The 14,810-nt window shown below is 52.4% G+C and carries 18 protein-coding genes; 3 read left to right on the top strand and 15 right to left on the bottom strand.

Annotated elements, in window-relative coordinates:
* Positions 1 to 110: 110 nt before the first annotated feature.
* The 3 genes from H8K38_RS06400 to H8K38_RS06390 all read right to left on the bottom strand — a co-directional run bounded on the left by H8K38_RS06400 (position 111) and on the right by H8K38_RS06390 (position 2,408).
* Positions 111 to 1,139, bottom strand: a complete 1,029-nt coding sequence (locus H8K38_RS06400; RefSeq protein ID WP_186883966.1) for an adenosine deaminase — start codon at positions 1,137 to 1,139, stop codon at positions 111 to 113.
* A gap of 5 nt (positions 1,140 to 1,144) precedes the next feature.
* Positions 1,145 to 2,029, bottom strand: a complete 885-nt coding sequence (gene xdhC / locus H8K38_RS06395) for a xanthine dehydrogenase accessory protein XdhC (protein WP_186883965.1) — start codon at positions 2,027 to 2,029, stop codon at positions 1,145 to 1,147.
* A gap of 121 nt (positions 2,030 to 2,150) precedes the next feature.
* Entirely contained in the window at positions 2,151 to 2,408 is a 258-nt protein-coding gene (locus tag H8K38_RS06390; RefSeq protein WP_186883964.1) for a DUF3567 domain-containing protein, read from the bottom strand.
* Between the two features lie 24 nt (positions 2,409 to 2,432).
* Between H8K38_RS06390 and H8K38_RS06385 the strand changes: the two genes are divergently transcribed.
* Positions 2,433 to 2,615 (top strand): hypothetical protein, encoded by a 183-nt coding sequence (locus tag H8K38_RS06385; RefSeq protein WP_186883963.1) that lies wholly within the window; start codon positions 2,433 to 2,435, stop codon positions 2,613 to 2,615.
* Between the two features lie 58 nt (positions 2,616 to 2,673).
* Here H8K38_RS06385 and H8K38_RS06380 read toward each other — a convergent pair whose 3' ends face one another.
* The 10 genes from H8K38_RS06380 to H8K38_RS06335 form a co-directional block, all read right to left on the bottom strand.
* Positions 2,674 to 3,042 (bottom strand): GTPase, encoded by a 369-nt coding sequence (locus tag H8K38_RS06380; protein ID WP_186883962.1) that lies wholly within the window; start codon positions 3,040 to 3,042, stop codon positions 2,674 to 2,676.
* A gap of 13 nt (positions 3,043 to 3,055) precedes the next feature.
* The gene (locus H8K38_RS06375; protein ID WP_186883961.1) at positions 3,056 to 3,778 is read right to left on the bottom strand and encodes a response regulator; all 723 of its coding nucleotides are present in this window, start codon (positions 3,776 to 3,778) and stop codon (positions 3,056 to 3,058) included.
* 99 nt (positions 3,779 to 3,877) lie between these two features.
* Positions 3,878 to 6,232, bottom strand: a complete 2,355-nt coding sequence (locus H8K38_RS06370; RefSeq protein WP_186883960.1) for a PAS domain-containing sensor histidine kinase — start codon at positions 6,230 to 6,232, stop codon at positions 3,878 to 3,880.
* Positions 6,229 to 6,816 (bottom strand): DUF4390 domain-containing protein, encoded by a 588-nt coding sequence (locus tag H8K38_RS06365; protein WP_186883959.1) that lies wholly within the window; start codon positions 6,814 to 6,816, stop codon positions 6,229 to 6,231. The genes H8K38_RS06370 and H8K38_RS06365 overlap by 4 nt, the downstream gene beginning before the upstream one ends.
* 56 nt (positions 6,817 to 6,872) lie before the next feature.
* A complete protein-coding gene (gene rsmB, locus H8K38_RS06360; RefSeq protein WP_186883958.1) occupies positions 6,873 to 8,285 on the bottom strand; it encodes a 16S rRNA (cytosine(967)-C(5))-methyltransferase RsmB in 1,413 nt (470 codons plus the stop codon).
* A 1-nt stretch (position 8,286) separates the two neighbouring features.
* Positions 8,287 to 8,925 (bottom strand): LysE family translocator, encoded by a 639-nt coding sequence (locus H8K38_RS06355; RefSeq protein ID WP_186883957.1) that lies wholly within the window; start codon positions 8,923 to 8,925, stop codon positions 8,287 to 8,289.
* 29 nt (positions 8,926 to 8,954) lie between these two features.
* Positions 8,955 to 9,842 (bottom strand): alpha/beta hydrolase, encoded by an 888-nt coding sequence (locus H8K38_RS06350; RefSeq protein WP_186883956.1) that lies wholly within the window; start codon positions 9,840 to 9,842, stop codon positions 8,955 to 8,957.
* Positions 9,843 to 9,845: 3 nt separating this feature from the next.
* Positions 9,846 to 10,184 carry a DUF1840 domain-containing protein gene (locus tag H8K38_RS06345; RefSeq protein WP_186883955.1) on the bottom strand — a complete coding sequence of 113 codons (339 nt, stop codon included), beginning with the start codon at positions 10,182 to 10,184 and terminating at the stop codon, positions 9,846 to 9,848.
* 162 nt (positions 10,185 to 10,346) lie between these two features.
* The gene (locus H8K38_RS06340) at positions 10,347 to 10,844 is read right to left on the bottom strand and encodes a hypothetical protein (RefSeq protein ID WP_186883954.1); all 498 of its coding nucleotides are present in this window, start codon (positions 10,842 to 10,844) and stop codon (positions 10,347 to 10,349) included.
* Between the two features lie 35 nt (positions 10,845 to 10,879).
* A complete protein-coding gene (locus H8K38_RS06335) occupies positions 10,880 to 11,827 on the bottom strand; it encodes a DMT family transporter (protein WP_186883953.1) in 948 nt (315 codons plus the stop codon).
* A 188-nt stretch (positions 11,828 to 12,015) separates the two neighbouring features.
* Here H8K38_RS06335 and H8K38_RS06330 point away from each other — a divergent pair, with 188 nt between their 5' ends.
* Complete coding sequence (locus H8K38_RS06330) at positions 12,016 to 12,417, top strand: hypothetical protein (RefSeq protein ID WP_223826780.1); 402 nt, start codon at positions 12,016 to 12,018, stop codon at positions 12,415 to 12,417.
* An 11-nt stretch (positions 12,418 to 12,428) separates the two neighbouring features.
* Positions 12,429 to 12,932 carry a GNAT family N-acetyltransferase gene (locus H8K38_RS06325; protein WP_186883952.1) on the top strand — a complete coding sequence of 168 codons (504 nt, stop codon included), beginning with the start codon at positions 12,429 to 12,431 and terminating at the stop codon, positions 12,930 to 12,932.
* 111 nt (positions 12,933 to 13,043) lie between these two features.
* On the opposite strand, the gene H8K38_RS06320 is transcribed toward H8K38_RS06325, so the two are convergent.
* Both H8K38_RS06320 and H8K38_RS06315 read right to left on the bottom strand, forming a co-directional pair.
* Complete coding sequence (locus tag H8K38_RS06320; RefSeq protein ID WP_186883951.1) at positions 13,044 to 13,304, bottom strand: DUF1161 domain-containing protein; 261 nt, start codon at positions 13,302 to 13,304, stop codon at positions 13,044 to 13,046.
* Positions 13,301 to 14,782, bottom strand: coding sequence for a M20 family peptidase (locus tag H8K38_RS06315; protein ID WP_186883950.1), 1,482 nt, complete (start codon positions 14,780 to 14,782; stop codon positions 13,301 to 13,303). Before H8K38_RS06315 ends, H8K38_RS06320 begins: the two co-directional genes overlap by 4 nt.
* Positions 14,783 to 14,810: the final 28 nt, after the last annotated feature.

The raw sequence follows: 14,810 nt of genomic DNA, 5'->3' as shown, positions 1-14,810 counted from the left end.
AAATATACTCCCACCAGTATATTTAAAAGCCCTTTGTTTATAAGGAGATAGAGGCAGTTTTTGCACATACTCCCCATTTTTTACTGAATTTTGGCGTTTTCAGGCGTTGTTCAAGCATTTTCCAGATAGGTATCGAGCGCGTCATACCAGATTTGTTTCTGTGCGTCAGATACGAAGGATGCTTCAAAACTATTCCGCGCCAGTTGCACCAGTTCTTCGCGACTCAATGCCAGCGCATCGGCGGTGGCGATGAAATTCGCGTTCATATAGCCGCCGAAATAGGCCGGGTCATCCGAATTGATCGTCACACATAAGCCATCACGCAACATGCGCGCCAGATTGTGTTCGCGCAAATCCTTCACGACGCATAATTTGAGATTCGACAGCGGGCAGACCGTCAGCGGAATGCGGCTGGCTTTTAAACGCTGCATCAGCGCCGGGTCTTCTTCTGCCCGTACGCCGTGGTCGATACGTTCGACTTCCAGCACATCCAGCGCGCTGTGGATGTAAGCTGGCGGGCCTTCTTCACCGGCATGGGCGACCAGCCGGAAACCCATCGCCTGGGCGATCGTGAACACATGGGCGAATTTTTCCGGCGGATTACCGACTTCGGCCGAATCGAGACCGACACCGGTCCACACGTCGGCATAGGCTTCACGCAGAGGTAATGCGGCTTCCAGCGTCGCCAGCGCGCTTTCTTCACTCAGATGACGCAGGAAACACAGTATCATGCTGCCGGAAAAACCGTCCGCCGCTTTCGCTTCGCGCAAGGCACGGGCAATGCCGGCAAACACGGTTGCTATCGCGATGCCGCGTTCGGTGTGGGTTTGTGGGTCGAAGAATAATTCGACGTGGCAGACATGATCGGCGCGGGCGCGCTGTATGTAAGCATGGGTCAGATCGAAGAAATCCTGTTCGGTCTGCAAGACTGCGGCACCGGCGTAATACAAGTTCAGAAATGATTGCAGGTCTTCAAAGTCGTAGGCGGCACGGACTTCTTCGACGCTGGCATACGGCAGGCTGACACCGTTTTTCCGGGCAAGCTCGAACATCATTTCCGGCTCCAGCGAGCCTTCGATGTGTAAATGGAGTTCGGCTTTCGGCAAGCCGCGGATAAAGTCGTGTAAAGAGTTACTCATGCTGTTTATTCCGCTGTGTGAGTGATAGAGGCGAAGTCCGGCAGTGTAGGTGTCTTCGCCCAGAGTTGCAATAACTGTGCCGCAATGGCAATGGCGATGACGCCGGGTTCTTTGCCAGTGATGCCGTCAATACCGACCGGACAGACCATCGTCGCCAGCCGGGCGGCGCTTATCTGGCGCTCGCGCAAACGGTGTTCAAAGCGGGCGCGTTTGGTTTGCGAGCCGATCAGACCGAACCACGCGACATCATTCTTACGCAGGACATGTTCGGTCAGCAGAAGATCCAGACCGTGGTGATGGGTCATAACGAGAAAGTAAGCGCCTGCTTCGGCGTGAACCACGACAGCTTCGGGGCAGTCAGTGGCTTCCGTTTGCACCGATAGTGGTAAATGCGCTGGAAACAAATGGTCGCGCTCATCGACCCAGGTGATGCGGCAAGGGGTTTGCTGTAATACATTCACCAGCGCGCTACCGACATGACCAGCACCGAACAGGTACAGATGCGGTAATTGCGCTTGCTGTTGTTGAAATTCGGCATAGCGCGCCAGCTTTTGTTCGGTAGTCCAGCTATCGGTGCGTTCGAGCATGATGCTGACTGCGCCGCCACAACATTGACCGAGACTGGGGCCAAGCGCCAGATCGAGATGCCGGGCTGCGGCGTTATGCTCAGCGCTTTCCGCCAGCCACAGACGGGCATGCGCAATGGCTTTCCATTCGAGATGACCGCCGCCTATCGTGTCGTACTGGTGCTGCGCCGTGACCAGCATGCGCGTGCCAGTGCTACGCGGTGTCGAGCCTTTGGCAGCAGTGACCGTGATCAGGATCGCAGGCGCATTCTCTGGCAGAGCTTGCAGACTTTCCAGCCAGCTTGTATGAGAGTTAATAGGCATGACCAGGTTATTGAGTGGCGCTGAACAGCAAAAACAGCAAAACAGCAAGATAGCAGCTTGCCGTAGTATGGATATACACGGCAACTGATGCCGTGTATTGGTGGGTGGATATTACGGTGGGTCAGTGCAGCAGAACGCTTTGCCGCATATAGCCATCAAACTGACCTAGAAAATCGTCGATCTCTTCTATGCTGGGTTCGCTCGCGATCAGCTCGGTGACACCATGCCGGAAATTCAGCGCCTGCGGACCACCGATAAACCATTCACGACGTACTGCTTTGTCGGTAATTTCGTAGCCGCCAAAACGCAGAGCTTCGTGCTCCGCATCTTCACTGTATTCAACGACGCTGTAATTTTCACTGTTATAAATAAGATTCATTTTGCATCCTTTCTGGCTGGAGAAATGACTTCCTCATATAAACCGGACATGGTGCTGTTAGCAGCAAATTTCAAGTTAGGACTTGCGCAAAGTCGCCCCAGCGGTGTTATGGCTCCTAGCCGTACTATTCGTACTGCCTTCGTCGCCACGCCTTGCCGGGACAACTTTGCGCAAGTCCCACAAGTAAGCAAAAAACGTGCTGCCTGATAGAGGTTACGGTGCCGCGATGAATAGCTTTAGTTTATTTTTAGTTTATTCCGCAAATTTACAGGGAGACAGATTCGTCTGTTTTCAGCAACTGGTCGTAGGGTGCTTGTTGTAAAGTCAGCCTGAGATTGTCGAGATGTTCACTACTGGCGACGCCGAGATAAACGTGTTGTGGCCGTTGCCGGAGCGCCCGGTTGAGGCTGACCCGCATGGTCAGATTGCCGATACAGCAAAAACAGCCGGGGGCAATTCTTTGTAAATGGAGTTGTTGGGTATCGCTCAGCAGCAGATCGCCCTCAGGTAAACCTTCCAGCAGGACGGCGACGCGGCCGATGCTTTTAGCATGTTTCTGATCATGGTCGATACAGGCAGCGATCTGAGCTTCCCGCTGGCGATAGCTGCCACCGCTGACGAGGGTCAGCGGCACGGCAGTTTGCAGATTATTCGCCGCGTTTGGCGTATTTGACGGACTCGACACCGAGTTGTTTGAGTTTGCGGTAAAGGTGAGTGCGTTCAAGACCGGTTTTTTCGGCAACCCGCGTCATGCTGCCGCCTTCACGATTTAAATGATATTCAAAATAAATCCGTTCAAACGCATCTCTGGCTTCGCGTAAAGGTAAATCAAACGACAGGCTAGCGAATTGATTTGCCGGCGCACTTGCTGCGGCAGGAGCGGTATTGAACTGGCGCGATTCAAAGGTGCCGCTGCTTGCCTGCATCCCACCCTGAGTCAGGCTGGGATGGTTGTGATCGCTGCTGATGACGCGCAACGCTGGCGCTGCCGGACGTACAGGCTCAGGTGTACGGGTCAGCCCTTGTTGCACGGCTTTGAGCAGTTTTTGCAGAGCAATTGGTTTTTCCAGAAAGTTCAGCGCACCGATACGGGTTGCCTCGACAGCAGTATCAATGGTCGCGTGACCCGACATCATGATCACCGGCATGGTCAGCAAACCGTCGCGCTGCCACTCTTTAAGTAAGGTGACGCCGTCGGTATCCGGCATCCAGATATCCAACAACACCAGATCGGGTTTTGCTTCCTGTCGGGCCAGTCGTGCCTGCTGCGCGTTTTCCGCGAGTTGCACCACGTGTCCCTCATCTCCCAGAATTTCCGAGAGTAATTCCCGGATACCCATTTCATCATCTACGACCAGAATATTTGCCATAAATCTACCCTATTACTGCCCTTGTGGTTTTTTTCTTTCTTATTTCCGCATTACTCTTCCGCATTAATCTTCGTTAATGTCGAATGGAAATCAGCCTGTTCATGCTGTTTTTGAGTCCGGTGCTAACTTTAACAGCAAAATCGCTACTTTTGCACCGTTTGTGTCACTGCGATTCTGAATATCGATACGACCGCCGTGTTCGTCGATGATTTTTTTCACCATGGCAAGTCCTAATCCGGTTCCGCGTGGTTTCGATGTCGCATAAGGTTCGAATGCGCGCGCCAGAATTTTGCTGGAAAATCCGGGGCCGTTATCGATAATTGACAGCTTCACTGCGCTGCAGACATCCTGCGCTTTGCTGTTGTAATGAACGACTTCGGTGATCACATCAATGCGTGGTGGCACGTCGGACTGCGGTTGATCGGCAACGGCGTCCTGTGCATTTTGCAGCAGGTTATGGATGACTTGGCGCAGTTGCGTAGCATCGCCCATAATTTTCGGTAAATCTGGTGCCAGATGCAGGCGGATGATATCGCGGTCATCGCCCGCCAGATACAGATGCAGCACTTCATCGATCAGTTCACCGAGATCAAGCTGCGACAATACTGCGGGCGGGGTTTTTGCATAATCGCGGAAATCATCGACCATGCGCTTCATCGATGACACCTGATTCACTATCGTTGTCGTGCTCTTATTCAGAATGGCGACATCGGCTTCGTTGAGCTTGTCCTGCAATTTCATTTGCAGACGTTCTGCAGATAGTTGTATTGGCGTCAGCGGATTTTTAATTTCGTGCGCCAGCCGTCGCGCCACTTCGCCCCAGGCGATCGAACGCTGGGCGGAGATAATATTGCTGATGTCATCAAACACGATGACATAACCGTTGCCCGCGCCGACCGGCAAATGTGAGCCACGGGCGAGCAAAGTAATCGTCTGTTTATCGTCATTTGGCATTGCACCTGAAGCGGGCTCTGCTGTTTTGACTGCATCAGGACGGGGCACTTCAATTTGTTGTTGCCAGTGTTCCTGCTGCTCTTTACCACCGGCTGCTGATTGCGCATGTTGTTCTGAAAAGGCTTTGTCGATGGCATCGGCAAAATCATGCATACCATTGATATCCGCCAGTGGCTGACCAATCTCCGCTTCTAATGGCCGTTGCAGTATGCGTTCGACAGATTCGTTGCACGTCACCAGATGGCCAGTCTGATCCAATACCATCACGCCTGCCGACATATTGGCCAGCACCGATTCCAGATAGGCCTTGGCATTTTCCAGTTCACTGCGGTTTTTTTCGACGGCGGCACGGGCATCGAATAACTGGCGCGTCATGGTGTTAAACGATTTCGTCAGGCTGCCCAGTTCATCCGTACTGGTGACGATAGGGCGCGGTGAAAAATCACCTTCAGTGACTGCTTTCGTTCCTTCCGCCAGCAACAGCAAGGGACGCGCGAGCTCACCAGAAATCAGGAAGGCACTGGCAATAGCAGCAAAAATAGCCAGTAACAGGGTCAGTGTCAGCGTAAAAATATACATGGTTTTCAGGCTGCCCCGGCCCAGCGAACGCAACTGATATTCGGTCGATGCATTGCGCAGCGCTTCGGCGTGCGCTGCCAGATTTGTCGGAACCGGTTGTATCAGTTGCAGAAAATAGGTTTCCCGCTGCAAGGACAGCGCCATATCACTTGCCTGCAACTGTATGACAACACGCGAACGCAGGGTTTTATTGTTTTCTTGCGGAAGAATCGGACGTTTTGCGTCGCTCAACCCGGCATTTTTATTCACCTCGGCGGGGTCCGGCGTATTAATTTTTTCGTCGATGGCGGCAAAGATGCGCGAATTACGTGCTTGCCTCAGCATGTCGGCGGTCGGGAGTTCCGGCACCAGACGCCCAAAGTTCTGGCTGGCGGTGGCAACCAGCCTGCCGCGGCTGTTAACGATCGTAGCTTCCTGCACCAGCGCCCGTTCGCGCAGACGCGATAACTTGATGGATAAAGGCGTGTCTGACGGCGTTGATAACTCGCTCGCCATTTCACGCGCTTTTGCCTGCAGATCGGCCAGCAGAAAATCGAGCGCCGCCAGACCGAGATTCTTGCCGGAATCCAGAGCAGACTCCACTTTGACGTCAAACCAGGATTCTATCGAGCGCGACACGAAGGTGACGGACACCGCATAGATGACTGAGCCCGGCAATATGCCTACCAGCGCAAACAGTAATACCAGCCTCGTCATCAGTTTGGAACCGAATTCACGGCTGCGGAAACGACTGAATAAACGCCATACCAAAGCGGAAATCAGCAGCAATAAAGCGGAGGCGACGACGGCATTGGCACCAAGCAGCCAGCCATAGTAGGGCTCAAAATTAGCGGAATTTTCAGAAGCGGTCGTCAGTAAAAACAGCAGGATACTCATTAGAGCACCGCCGATAATCAAGGCATACCGCAAAAATCTTGTCACTTGTCTTCAGCCTTGAAGGTAAAGCGTTTCCAGTCTGAGGAGAAACGCCAGTCGCTGTTATTGAGCGAGGTAATCAGGAAAGTCTTGGGCAGATAACTCAGATCGAGTTTCAGTTTGACGGCAACGTTATAGATCGCTCCGGCAGTCAGCGTGCCTTTATCGGCGACGATCCAGCGTCGTGGCCGCAATACCAGCGCGAGTGCATCTTCGAGCGTCGCAAAATTTTGCTGTAAACCCTGATTGATGGTGGCGGTGTATTGCCGTGTCCAGGGGTTGTAGCCGATGCGGACAGTCTGTACTGCGCGTATGGTCTTTTCATCAAACCAGTACCAGCGGGGACGGGTCAGCTCGACTTCGGTGGTGAATGAGATGGGGATTTCTTTGGCGATCGCATCGGTCAGCGCATGGCTGAGTTCAAACGAAAAGCTGGCTGCCAGACGGTAGCCCTCATCGCTTGCTTCGATTCTGGCTGAGGTGACTTCAGCTTCCGCCGCATGCACAGTCGGAACGATGAGCAACGCCAATAGCGCTAACACAAGTGTCAGCGCTAAGCGGCGTAGGTGATCGTTCAGACGAAGGAGCATGCAATCAGGAAATAAAAATCGTAGCCCCAATGATAACTTGAAGCTCGTGTTTTCCGTTAGCTTTGCCCGGGTTTTTGAAACAAGGCATAGAACAAACCGTCGTGTTCGTTGTTTGCATCGGACGGATTCGCCATGGTTGGCAATAATTGACCTGGTGCATCGAGACGGATGGCACCATGCCGGGCAGCAAATGCGACAGCTTGCGCCTCCGACTCAGCAGGCCAGATAGAGCAGGTGACCATCAGCATTTTGCCGCCGGGTGCCAGCATACGCCACAGATTGTCGAGTATGCGCGATGATAAGGCAGCGAGCTGTGCGGTATCGGTTTTGCGGCGTAACCAGCGGCTATCCGGATGACGGCGTACTACGCCTGAGGCGGTGCAGGGTACATCGGCAAGTATCCGGTCAAACGCTTTGTTATCCCACCATCCAGAACGGCTGGCATCGCCTTCTTTGATGGTCGCAGATAACTTAAGTCTGCTCAGATTTTCCTGAATGCGTTTGACGCGCAAAGGATCGATATCCAGCGCCAGCAAATTGACGTCGGCCAGTTCCAGCACGTGGCAGGTTTTACCGCCCGGCGCCGCGCAGGCATCGAGCACCCGCATCCCGTCTTGTACGTCTAGCAGCGGCGCGGCGAGTTGTGCCGCCGCATCCTGTACCGATACCATGCCATCTTCGAAGCCTGGAATGCTGTTGACCGGCAAAGGCTTGGCCAGACGTACCGCAAACGGCCCGATTTGTGAGGCTTCAATTTGCTGTTCCGCCAATAGCTGCAAATACGCTGCTGTGCTGGTGAGTCGACGATTCACACGTAAGGTCAGCGGCGGTGCATGGTTGCCGGTCGTTAAAATCGCTTGCCAGTCATCCGGATAGGCTGCTTTGGTTTGGTCTACCCACCACTGCGGATAGTTCCAGACTGCCGCCGGTTGCTTCATGACGAGCTTGAGTAATTCTTCTTTTTCACGCAGATAGCGGCGCAATACAGCGTTCACCATGCCTTTGGCAAAGACCATGTGAGCGTTGGCGCTGGCGGCGGTGACGGCCTGATCAACCACGACAAAATCCTCGTAGGGCGCATCTTCGCCTTCATTTTTCACCAGCAAAGTCAGGGCGCAGCAGAGCAAGCCGTACAACAATGCTGGTTCTGGCGCTTTATTTGTCATGGCTTTCAGCAGCGCGTCAACCCGTCCGACCTGACGCATCGTCCGGTAAGAAATATCCTGTATCGCGCCCCGCGCTTGCGGCAATGCATTGGTTTGTAAAAAAACTTTTGCCAATGCTTGTGGTAACGCCATGCCTTCGAGTACATAGGCCACCGCCTGCGCTGCACCGGAAAGGCTGAAAGCCAGTGAATCCGGCTTCAGCTCCAGCAGTGGTGCTGGTGGCTGAGCTTCAGGTGCCGCAGCGACTGTACGAGCCGGTTTGATGGCAGGTTTGCCGAGGATTTTTCTTGGTTGTTCTTGCATATTAATGTTTGGTGAGTAGCAATTTGATTCCCAGACCGACAAATGCTGTTCCGACAAAGCGCTCCAGCCAGAGTTTGTAGCGGGGATTCTGACTTGCGCGGCGCGCTAGTGTACCAGCCAGAAAGGCAGTGCCGCTATTCCAGAGCGTACTCATCAGGACGAAGGTTGTGCCGAGCAGCAGAAATGCAGAGGTTTTGTGATTTGCATCGGTTGAGACAAATTGCGGGAAAAACGACAGAAAAAACAGCACTACTTTCGGGTTGAGAATATTGGTGAGTACCGCTTGCCAGAAAATTTTCTGCAGCGGGCGGCGTTCCGGTTCGGTTGAACGTGCAATCAAGACGGCCGGTTTGCTGAACAACATTCTGACACCCAGGTAAATCAGATAGGCGCCACCCGCCAGTTTAATGCTGGTGAATGCCAGCGCCGAGGTGGCAATGATTGCGGTCAGCCCGAATGCAGATGCGAATGCGTGAAACAGACAGCCAACCGAGATGCCGAGTGCGGAAATGAGACCGGCAGTGCGACCCTGAGCGATGCTGCGCCCGACGATATAGGCGGTATCAGGCCCGGGCGTTGCATTGAGCAACATCACTGCCAGACAAAATAACCCAAAATGAATGATGCCAAATTGTTCCATATTTATTTCCTGGTGATTCAGTTGGTGGCTCAGGTTCCTGTTACATGGGACGTTGCTGTGAGCGGCGTCAGATGTTGTTGTTCCAGCCATGTACGCAGATCGTCAAAGACCGGCGTTGCATCAAGCTCGTTAAAAATTTCGTGGTAAAAGCCGTCGTAATAATGCGCTGTCATCAGCGCTGGGGCGACGCCCTTTTCGAAACGGCGGCTGCCATCCGGATCAACCAGATGGTCGTCTTCGGCGACCAATAACAACACCGGAATAGCAATATTGCTGACATGCTGATGAGTAAAAGCGATTGATGCCTGCATGCTGCGCAGCAGACGGGCACTGATTTTTGGGTGTACCAGCGCATCATTCTGATATGCCTGAACCACTTCGGCATCGTGTGACAGATAGCGGGTTTTCAGTCCATTCGGCAGCCCTGTTCCGGGAAACAGGGTCAGCGCCACTTTGGCGAGTTGTTGCTCAAAACCTGACATACGTATTGCCAGAGCCGGAGATGAAAGTATCAGCGCCCTGACCGGTGCCAGATTCGCGGCGACAAAACGGGCAGCGAACAAGCCACCCATGCTGTGTCCCAGCAAAATAGGCGGTGCTGCCAGTTGCTGACTGAAATCCTGAATGATGGTTTGTGCATCTCTCAATATCGCGTCGTCGTCAGGGACATCTCCGGCATTGCCAGAGGATTTACCGTGACCACGATGGTCATAAGTGCGGACAGCAAAACCGAGGGCATTAAAAAAACGGGCAATGTGCGCATAGCGGCCGCAGTGTTCGCCCAGGCCGTGCATCAGCAGCACGCCTGGCGGCAGCTGATCGCCGTTGGGAGCGAGCGGCCAGTCGCGGATGAACAGGCGGGTGCCATCTTGCGTCGTTAAATCAAATTCCCGGGTGTTTTCGATATGAGCCGTCATGAATCAGACACCCCACACCACGTCTTTTTGCATTTTTTGTGCAGCCTGCAGCATTTCAAGCACAGGAAATGCCCGTGTGGCGAACGATACCGTTGCAGGCTTTTCATGTTCGTCGTCGTTCTCATTTTGATGCGCGTTGACATCATGCGCGACTTCAGTGGAAACGGAGTGGATTTTGCTCTCAGCAATGGCGGCTTCGATGCTGGCGATCGCTGCTGGTAATTCAGCGGTTGTGATGATGCCTTGTTCGACATCCTTGTGCAGCAGATCGAGAATACGCCGTGCATGTTCCTTATACATGACGATTTCTGCGGCCGCTTTTGATTTGAATGTGATCAGCATGGGGTCTCCTTTTTTTGGGTGTCAGGGCGGTTTTGTCGAACACGGTGTTCACGTATGGCGTGGTATTGCAGTGTAAAACAGCGCCGCAAAACAATGGCGGATGATAGGGAACGTTGCTGAAGCTATCATAATCGCAATTGCCTGATTTTTGTGGTTTGTGCTTCAGTCGGTTTTGAATGAGCTCATGTAAGTATCGATAACGTCCTGTTTCAGTTTTTTTGCCGGACCAATCGCAATCACCTGATATACCCGTGGTCCGCGTATGATGAAGCGAGCGGCCATAGTGACTACTTCGCCATCGGGCAATTTTCCTTGCATTTCAACGATACCGTCGGGGCTGCTGGCCGCTTGCGTGATCTGCCCATGTATGTTTTTCAGCATCCCATCTTTCATTGCTTCTGCCACGACACCAGCTTTGCCGGGATCATCCAGTCTGACACTGCCGACTGCAAAATTGACGCCTGCTGCATCGGCGGCGGTCATCTGCATGTTCAGCGTCAGCCCGGCGAGTTGCATGTCCCGGCTGAAACTCGCCGGTTTCGCTGGCATCAGGACACGGAAAGGTGCATCGTTGCCGCGGACTTCGCGCCAGTCAAACTGCGGGCTGCATGCCAGGAGCATCAGTATCGCGGCAGTGCTCAGGATTTTTTTAGTCAACATAGTTTCACTGGCAGATAGTAGAAATAGGGGGAGTATCACTCCTGTTTACTCTGAAACCCGCGTAAAGCAAAGGCGACACCAAGGCAAAGTAATAATACTCCCATGAGTATCTGAGGTGCAGGCAGAGTCTGACGCAGAATGAATGCGTACAACAGCGCCGCCAGAGTCTCAAACACAATCAACTGACCGCTGAGGCTGGTGGCTAATTTCTGGCTCGCCCGATTCCATAACAGCGTGCCCAGCCAGGATGCCAGTAATCCCAGTGTCAGCATACCGACGATAAATTTACCGGGGCTGCTGCCGAATGGAAAATCATAGACTGGCGCTGGCTGCATCGTCTGAACTATTCCGTAGAGCAGAAAACCACACAGGGCGAGCGGCAGGGTTGCTAATCCTTGTGCAGTTGCCCAGGTGCCGGATTGAATTTGTGGATGATTCTTCAAATACCGGCTGTTCATGATCGGATACCAGGTCCATGCAGCGACGGCAATCAATGCCAGGCCTGCACCTTTCACGTAATCGCTGATCGAGCGTTGGGCATCAAGATGACGCAATTCTTCGCTGTTGACCAGCATGATGCCGCAAAAAATCAGCAACAGCGGCAGCAGGAGTTTTTTCCAGGCGATGGATTCGGAAGGATGATGTGGAGACCAGTTTGCAAAGACCGCGATCATGACTGGCAAGGTGCTGATGAGCATGGTTGGCAGCGGCGCATCGGCAAGCTGAATCGCACTGGCCAGCGCAGCGTAATAAATGATATTGCCGACTGCCGCCAGTTTCAGCGCGCTGTACCAGTCAGTTTTGCTGAGGGCAAGAATACGCTGGCGGTCAAACCATGCCGGAATCAGTGCGATCAGGCCAAATGCCAGATAGCGGCCAAATGAAAGCACCACGCCTGGATAATCCGGCAATAACAAGGGCGTGATAAAGACCAGACCCCACAATAAACCTGCACCCAGCGCAGCGAGGACGCCGCCTACCATCTTGCCACACTCATCAAAAGATCTCGCTTATTCAATCAAGCTGACATCATAGTAGCTTTGATATTGTTAAAGGACATATCGGCAGAAACACAACAAAGTGTATGCTTTTACCATCGGATAGATCTCTATGGTTTTGTGATAACAGTGGGGTATCATAGGAAACGATAAAACTGCTTCGTCTGATGGTGATGAAGCTTACGATTTTCTCCTTCTTCATTGGTGCTGCGATGTCGCTTCGTCATTCCGTCCTGTTGGCTTTGTTTCCTTTATTTTTGTTGAGTGCATGCGAACGTCTGGGCATTGCAGATCCGGCGAAAGAAGCGGCGCAGAAGGAATCTGATGCGCGAGCTACCGGCAGCGCCTGTCGCCATGCCGGGCGCGCGATTGAAGACTGCTATGCGCTCAATCCCGATGCCGCCCGATCGTCCGTGTATGCCGGATGGAAAGAGATGAACGACTATATGCGTGAAAACAAGATAGACAACGTCAAACCAGAAATTGCGTCAAACGCGCCGCCGGTTAAAGACGATGCCAGTGCCTCAGAGTCTGCATCTGCTTCGGAATCCGCGTCTGCCAAATCAAAAAAATAGCTTGGCGTCGTATGTCATTACAAATTCGTTTGATGCGTGAGCAGGATATCGCTGCGGTATTCGGGGTACAGACGCAGGCCTATGTGAGTGCGATGGTCGAGGCCGAGAGCATTTTTCATGCGCGACTGAGAGCGGCACCGGCTACCTGCTGGGTTGCAGAGGATGCGGCAGTGGGCGTCTGTGCGTATCTGATGGCTTATCCCTCCAGCAGCGGGAAGATTTCATCTCTGGGCAGTGATTTTGACCCTGCAAGGGAAGCCGATAGTCTGTATCTGCACGATCTTGCCGTTGGTACGGCGATGCATGGATGCGGCGTAGGCGTGCGGCTGGTCGAACATGCGCAAGCATACGCTCTCAGTGCGGGTTGGACGACAATGCATCTGGTCTCAGTGCAAAGTACGAAAGCGTTCTGGCAAAAGCAGGGTTTTGTTGAAGTGACGGTTTTATCGCCAGAGCAGACATCAGCATTGATGACATACTCTGGCTTAGCTCATTACTGTGTGAAGCAGCTATAGAGGAATAGTAGGACTGACGCAAAACTGCCCCAGCGGCGTTATGGCTCCTAGCCGTACTATTTGTACTGTCTTCCGGGGCAAATTGCGTAAGTCCTAAATAGAAGAGACGGTTTATTCATCAGTTTTTTTCTTGGCTTTCTGTTTTTGGTAAATGATTTTTTTGCTCCCACCTTCACAGACACCGACGACGCGTAACTTGGTTTCTGTATCTTTTGGTACGACTTTGAGAGCGTAATCACTGACCCCTTTGCCTTCTAACTTGGCATTGATTTTGTCCATGATCGCTTCGCATGGTGTGACTGCCGCCCAGCTGGATGCGCTGCATAGCAGTAAGCCAGATACCAGACTCTTAGTAAAAATGGGATTCCTCATTTTGTCTTCTCCTTTTCCATGGATGATTTAATTAAAAGCTGGTGATAAAACCGTACCATTTCTAGGTAATTTTTAACAGAGATGCGTTCATTTGTTCCATGAAAACGTGGTAAATCCTCACTAGTTGCCCTGACTGGTGAAAATTTAAATATATTCGGACTCAGTTTTTCAAAATGACGTGAGTCGGTTGCGCCCAGCATTAAGCCTGGCGCGACGATGGTATTGGCGAAGACTTCACGTATGGTCTTGTGCAGCATCCGGTATGCGTCAGAATTTACTGGTGACACTCTGGATGGTTCAGAATTTCCGTTGAGCGAGTGGATGCGGATAGCATCATTGCCGATGGTGGTTTTGATGTGTTCCATCACGCTGGTCTGAGTATCACCCGGTAAGGTACGGAAATTCACGGTTGCCTGAATTTGTCCGGGCAGGACATTATCTTTGTTCCCGGCATGAACCATCGTCAGTGCGGTGGTCGTTCTCAGTGTTGCGTTCGTGCTGGCGCTTTTTTCAAGTTCATGTTGTACCAGCGGTGCGAATAACCACAAATTAGATAATAAGACGCGGTTCAGACCGTGCATTTCAGGCGCTATCGTTTCAAACATATCGAGTGCGATGCCACGAATATTGGCTGGCAACTGATGTTGTTCGAGTTTGCTCAGCGCGTTGCTCATCATACCTATGGCTGTTTTTTGCGGCGGCATAGATGAATGACCGGGCGTGGCATCCAGACTCAGCTGCATGCTGGCATAGCCTTTTTCGGCAACGCCTATCAGTGCAGCAGACTGGTCCAGACCTTTTAATATACCTTCGGTGACCAGCATTCCTTCATCCAGTATGAACTCGAAGCGGATGTTCCGGCTTTCTAACAATGCCGCAATTGCTTTCGCACCATGCAGACCGCCGACTTCTTCGTCATGCCCGAAGGCCAGATAAATTGTCTGGCGAGGCTGAAAGCCGGAAGCGAGCGCCGTTTCTATCGCTTCCATCATGGCGAATAAATTACCCTTATCGTCCCACGCACCGCGTCCCCAGATGAAACCATCTTTTATCTCGCCGGCAAATGGCGGCTGTTGCCACAAGTGCTCTGTGCCGGGTGCCACTGGTACGACATCCTGATGCGCCATCAGCAATATCGGTCTGGCATTGGTATCCGTGCCTTGCCAGCGATACAGCAGGCTATGTTCCGCGACAATATCGCGTTGTAATTTTGAATGAATCAAAGGAAAGGACTTTTCCAGTAAGGTATGTAACGCAGTAAACGCCGCTGATTGCGTTTGCACTTTGTCGGCATTTGCTATCGTTGGCAGACGCAAGGCGCTCGCCAGACGTTGCGCTGCCGCCTGTTCGTCAAGCTTGACTATGGCGGCTGGTTGTACTGGTATTTGTCTGGAAGACTGACGCAGCGTATTTGCGCCAATGACCAGAACTAAACTTAGCAGGGCAATGACGAGAAATAAAAAAATTCGCTTGATCATGGTACTTTCCCATTGAATAGGATAAATT

Origin of the sequence: Undibacterium sp. FT79W (assembly GCF_014284215.1) — a bacterium.
GTDB classification, from domain to species: Bacteria; Pseudomonadota; Gammaproteobacteria; order Burkholderiales; family Burkholderiaceae_D; genus Undibacterium; species Undibacterium aquatile.
Note: the sequence above shows the minus strand (reverse complement) of the source record. Positions and strands in the feature narration are given on the sequence as shown.

What these genes read in the sequence shown, in the direction of transcription:
- H8K38_RS06400 (WP_186883966.1), bottom strand. Translation starts at nt 1,139, where the DNA reads ATGAGTAACTCTTTACACGACTTTATCCGCGGCTTGCCGAAAGCCGAA.
- xdhC (WP_186883965.1), bottom strand. Translation starts at nt 2,029, where the DNA reads ATGCCTATTAACTCTCATACAAGCTGGCTGGAAAGTCTGCAAGCTCTG.
- H8K38_RS06390 (WP_186883964.1), bottom strand. Translation starts at nt 2,408, where the DNA reads ATGAATCTTATTTATAACAGTGAAAATTACAGCGTCGTTGAATACAGT.
- H8K38_RS06385 (WP_186883963.1), top strand. Translation starts at nt 2,433, where the DNA reads ATGACTTCCTCATATAAACCGGACATGGTGCTGTTAGCAGCAAATTTC.
- H8K38_RS06375 (WP_186883961.1), bottom strand. Translation starts at nt 3,778, where the DNA reads ATGGCAAATATTCTGGTCGTAGATGATGAAATGGGTATCCGGGAATTA.
- H8K38_RS06365 (WP_186883959.1), bottom strand. Translation starts at nt 6,816, where the DNA reads ATGCTCCTTCGTCTGAACGATCACCTACGCCGCTTAGCGCTGACACTT.
- rsmB (WP_186883958.1), bottom strand. Translation starts at nt 8,285, where the DNA reads ATGCAAGAACAACCAAGAAAAATCCTCGGCAAACCTGCCATCAAACCG.
- H8K38_RS06355 (WP_186883957.1), bottom strand. Translation starts at nt 8,925, where the DNA reads ATGGAACAATTTGGCATCATTCATTTTGGGTTATTTTGTCTGGCAGTG.
- H8K38_RS06350 (WP_186883956.1), bottom strand. Translation starts at nt 9,842, where the DNA reads ATGACGGCTCATATCGAAAACACCCGGGAATTTGATTTAACGACGCAA.
- H8K38_RS06345 (WP_186883955.1), bottom strand. Translation starts at nt 10,184, where the DNA reads ATGCTGATCACATTCAAATCAAAAGCGGCCGCAGAAATCGTCATGTAT.
- H8K38_RS06340 (WP_186883954.1), bottom strand. Translation starts at nt 10,844, where the DNA reads ATGTTGACTAAAAAAATCCTGAGCACTGCCGCGATACTGATGCTCCTG.
- H8K38_RS06335 (WP_186883953.1), bottom strand. Translation starts at nt 11,827, where the DNA reads ATGGTAGGCGGCGTCCTCGCTGCGCTGGGTGCAGGTTTATTGTGGGGT.
- H8K38_RS06330 (WP_223826780.1), top strand. Translation starts at nt 12,016, where the DNA reads ATGAAGCTTACGATTTTCTCCTTCTTCATTGGTGCTGCGATGTCGCTT.
- H8K38_RS06325 (WP_186883952.1), top strand. Translation starts at nt 12,429, where the DNA reads ATGTCATTACAAATTCGTTTGATGCGTGAGCAGGATATCGCTGCGGTA.
- H8K38_RS06320 (WP_186883951.1), bottom strand. Translation starts at nt 13,304, where the DNA reads ATGAGGAATCCCATTTTTACTAAGAGTCTGGTATCTGGCTTACTGCTA.
- H8K38_RS06315 (WP_186883950.1), bottom strand. Translation starts at nt 14,782, where the DNA reads ATGATCAAGCGAATTTTTTTATTTCTCGTCATTGCCCTGCTAAGTTTA.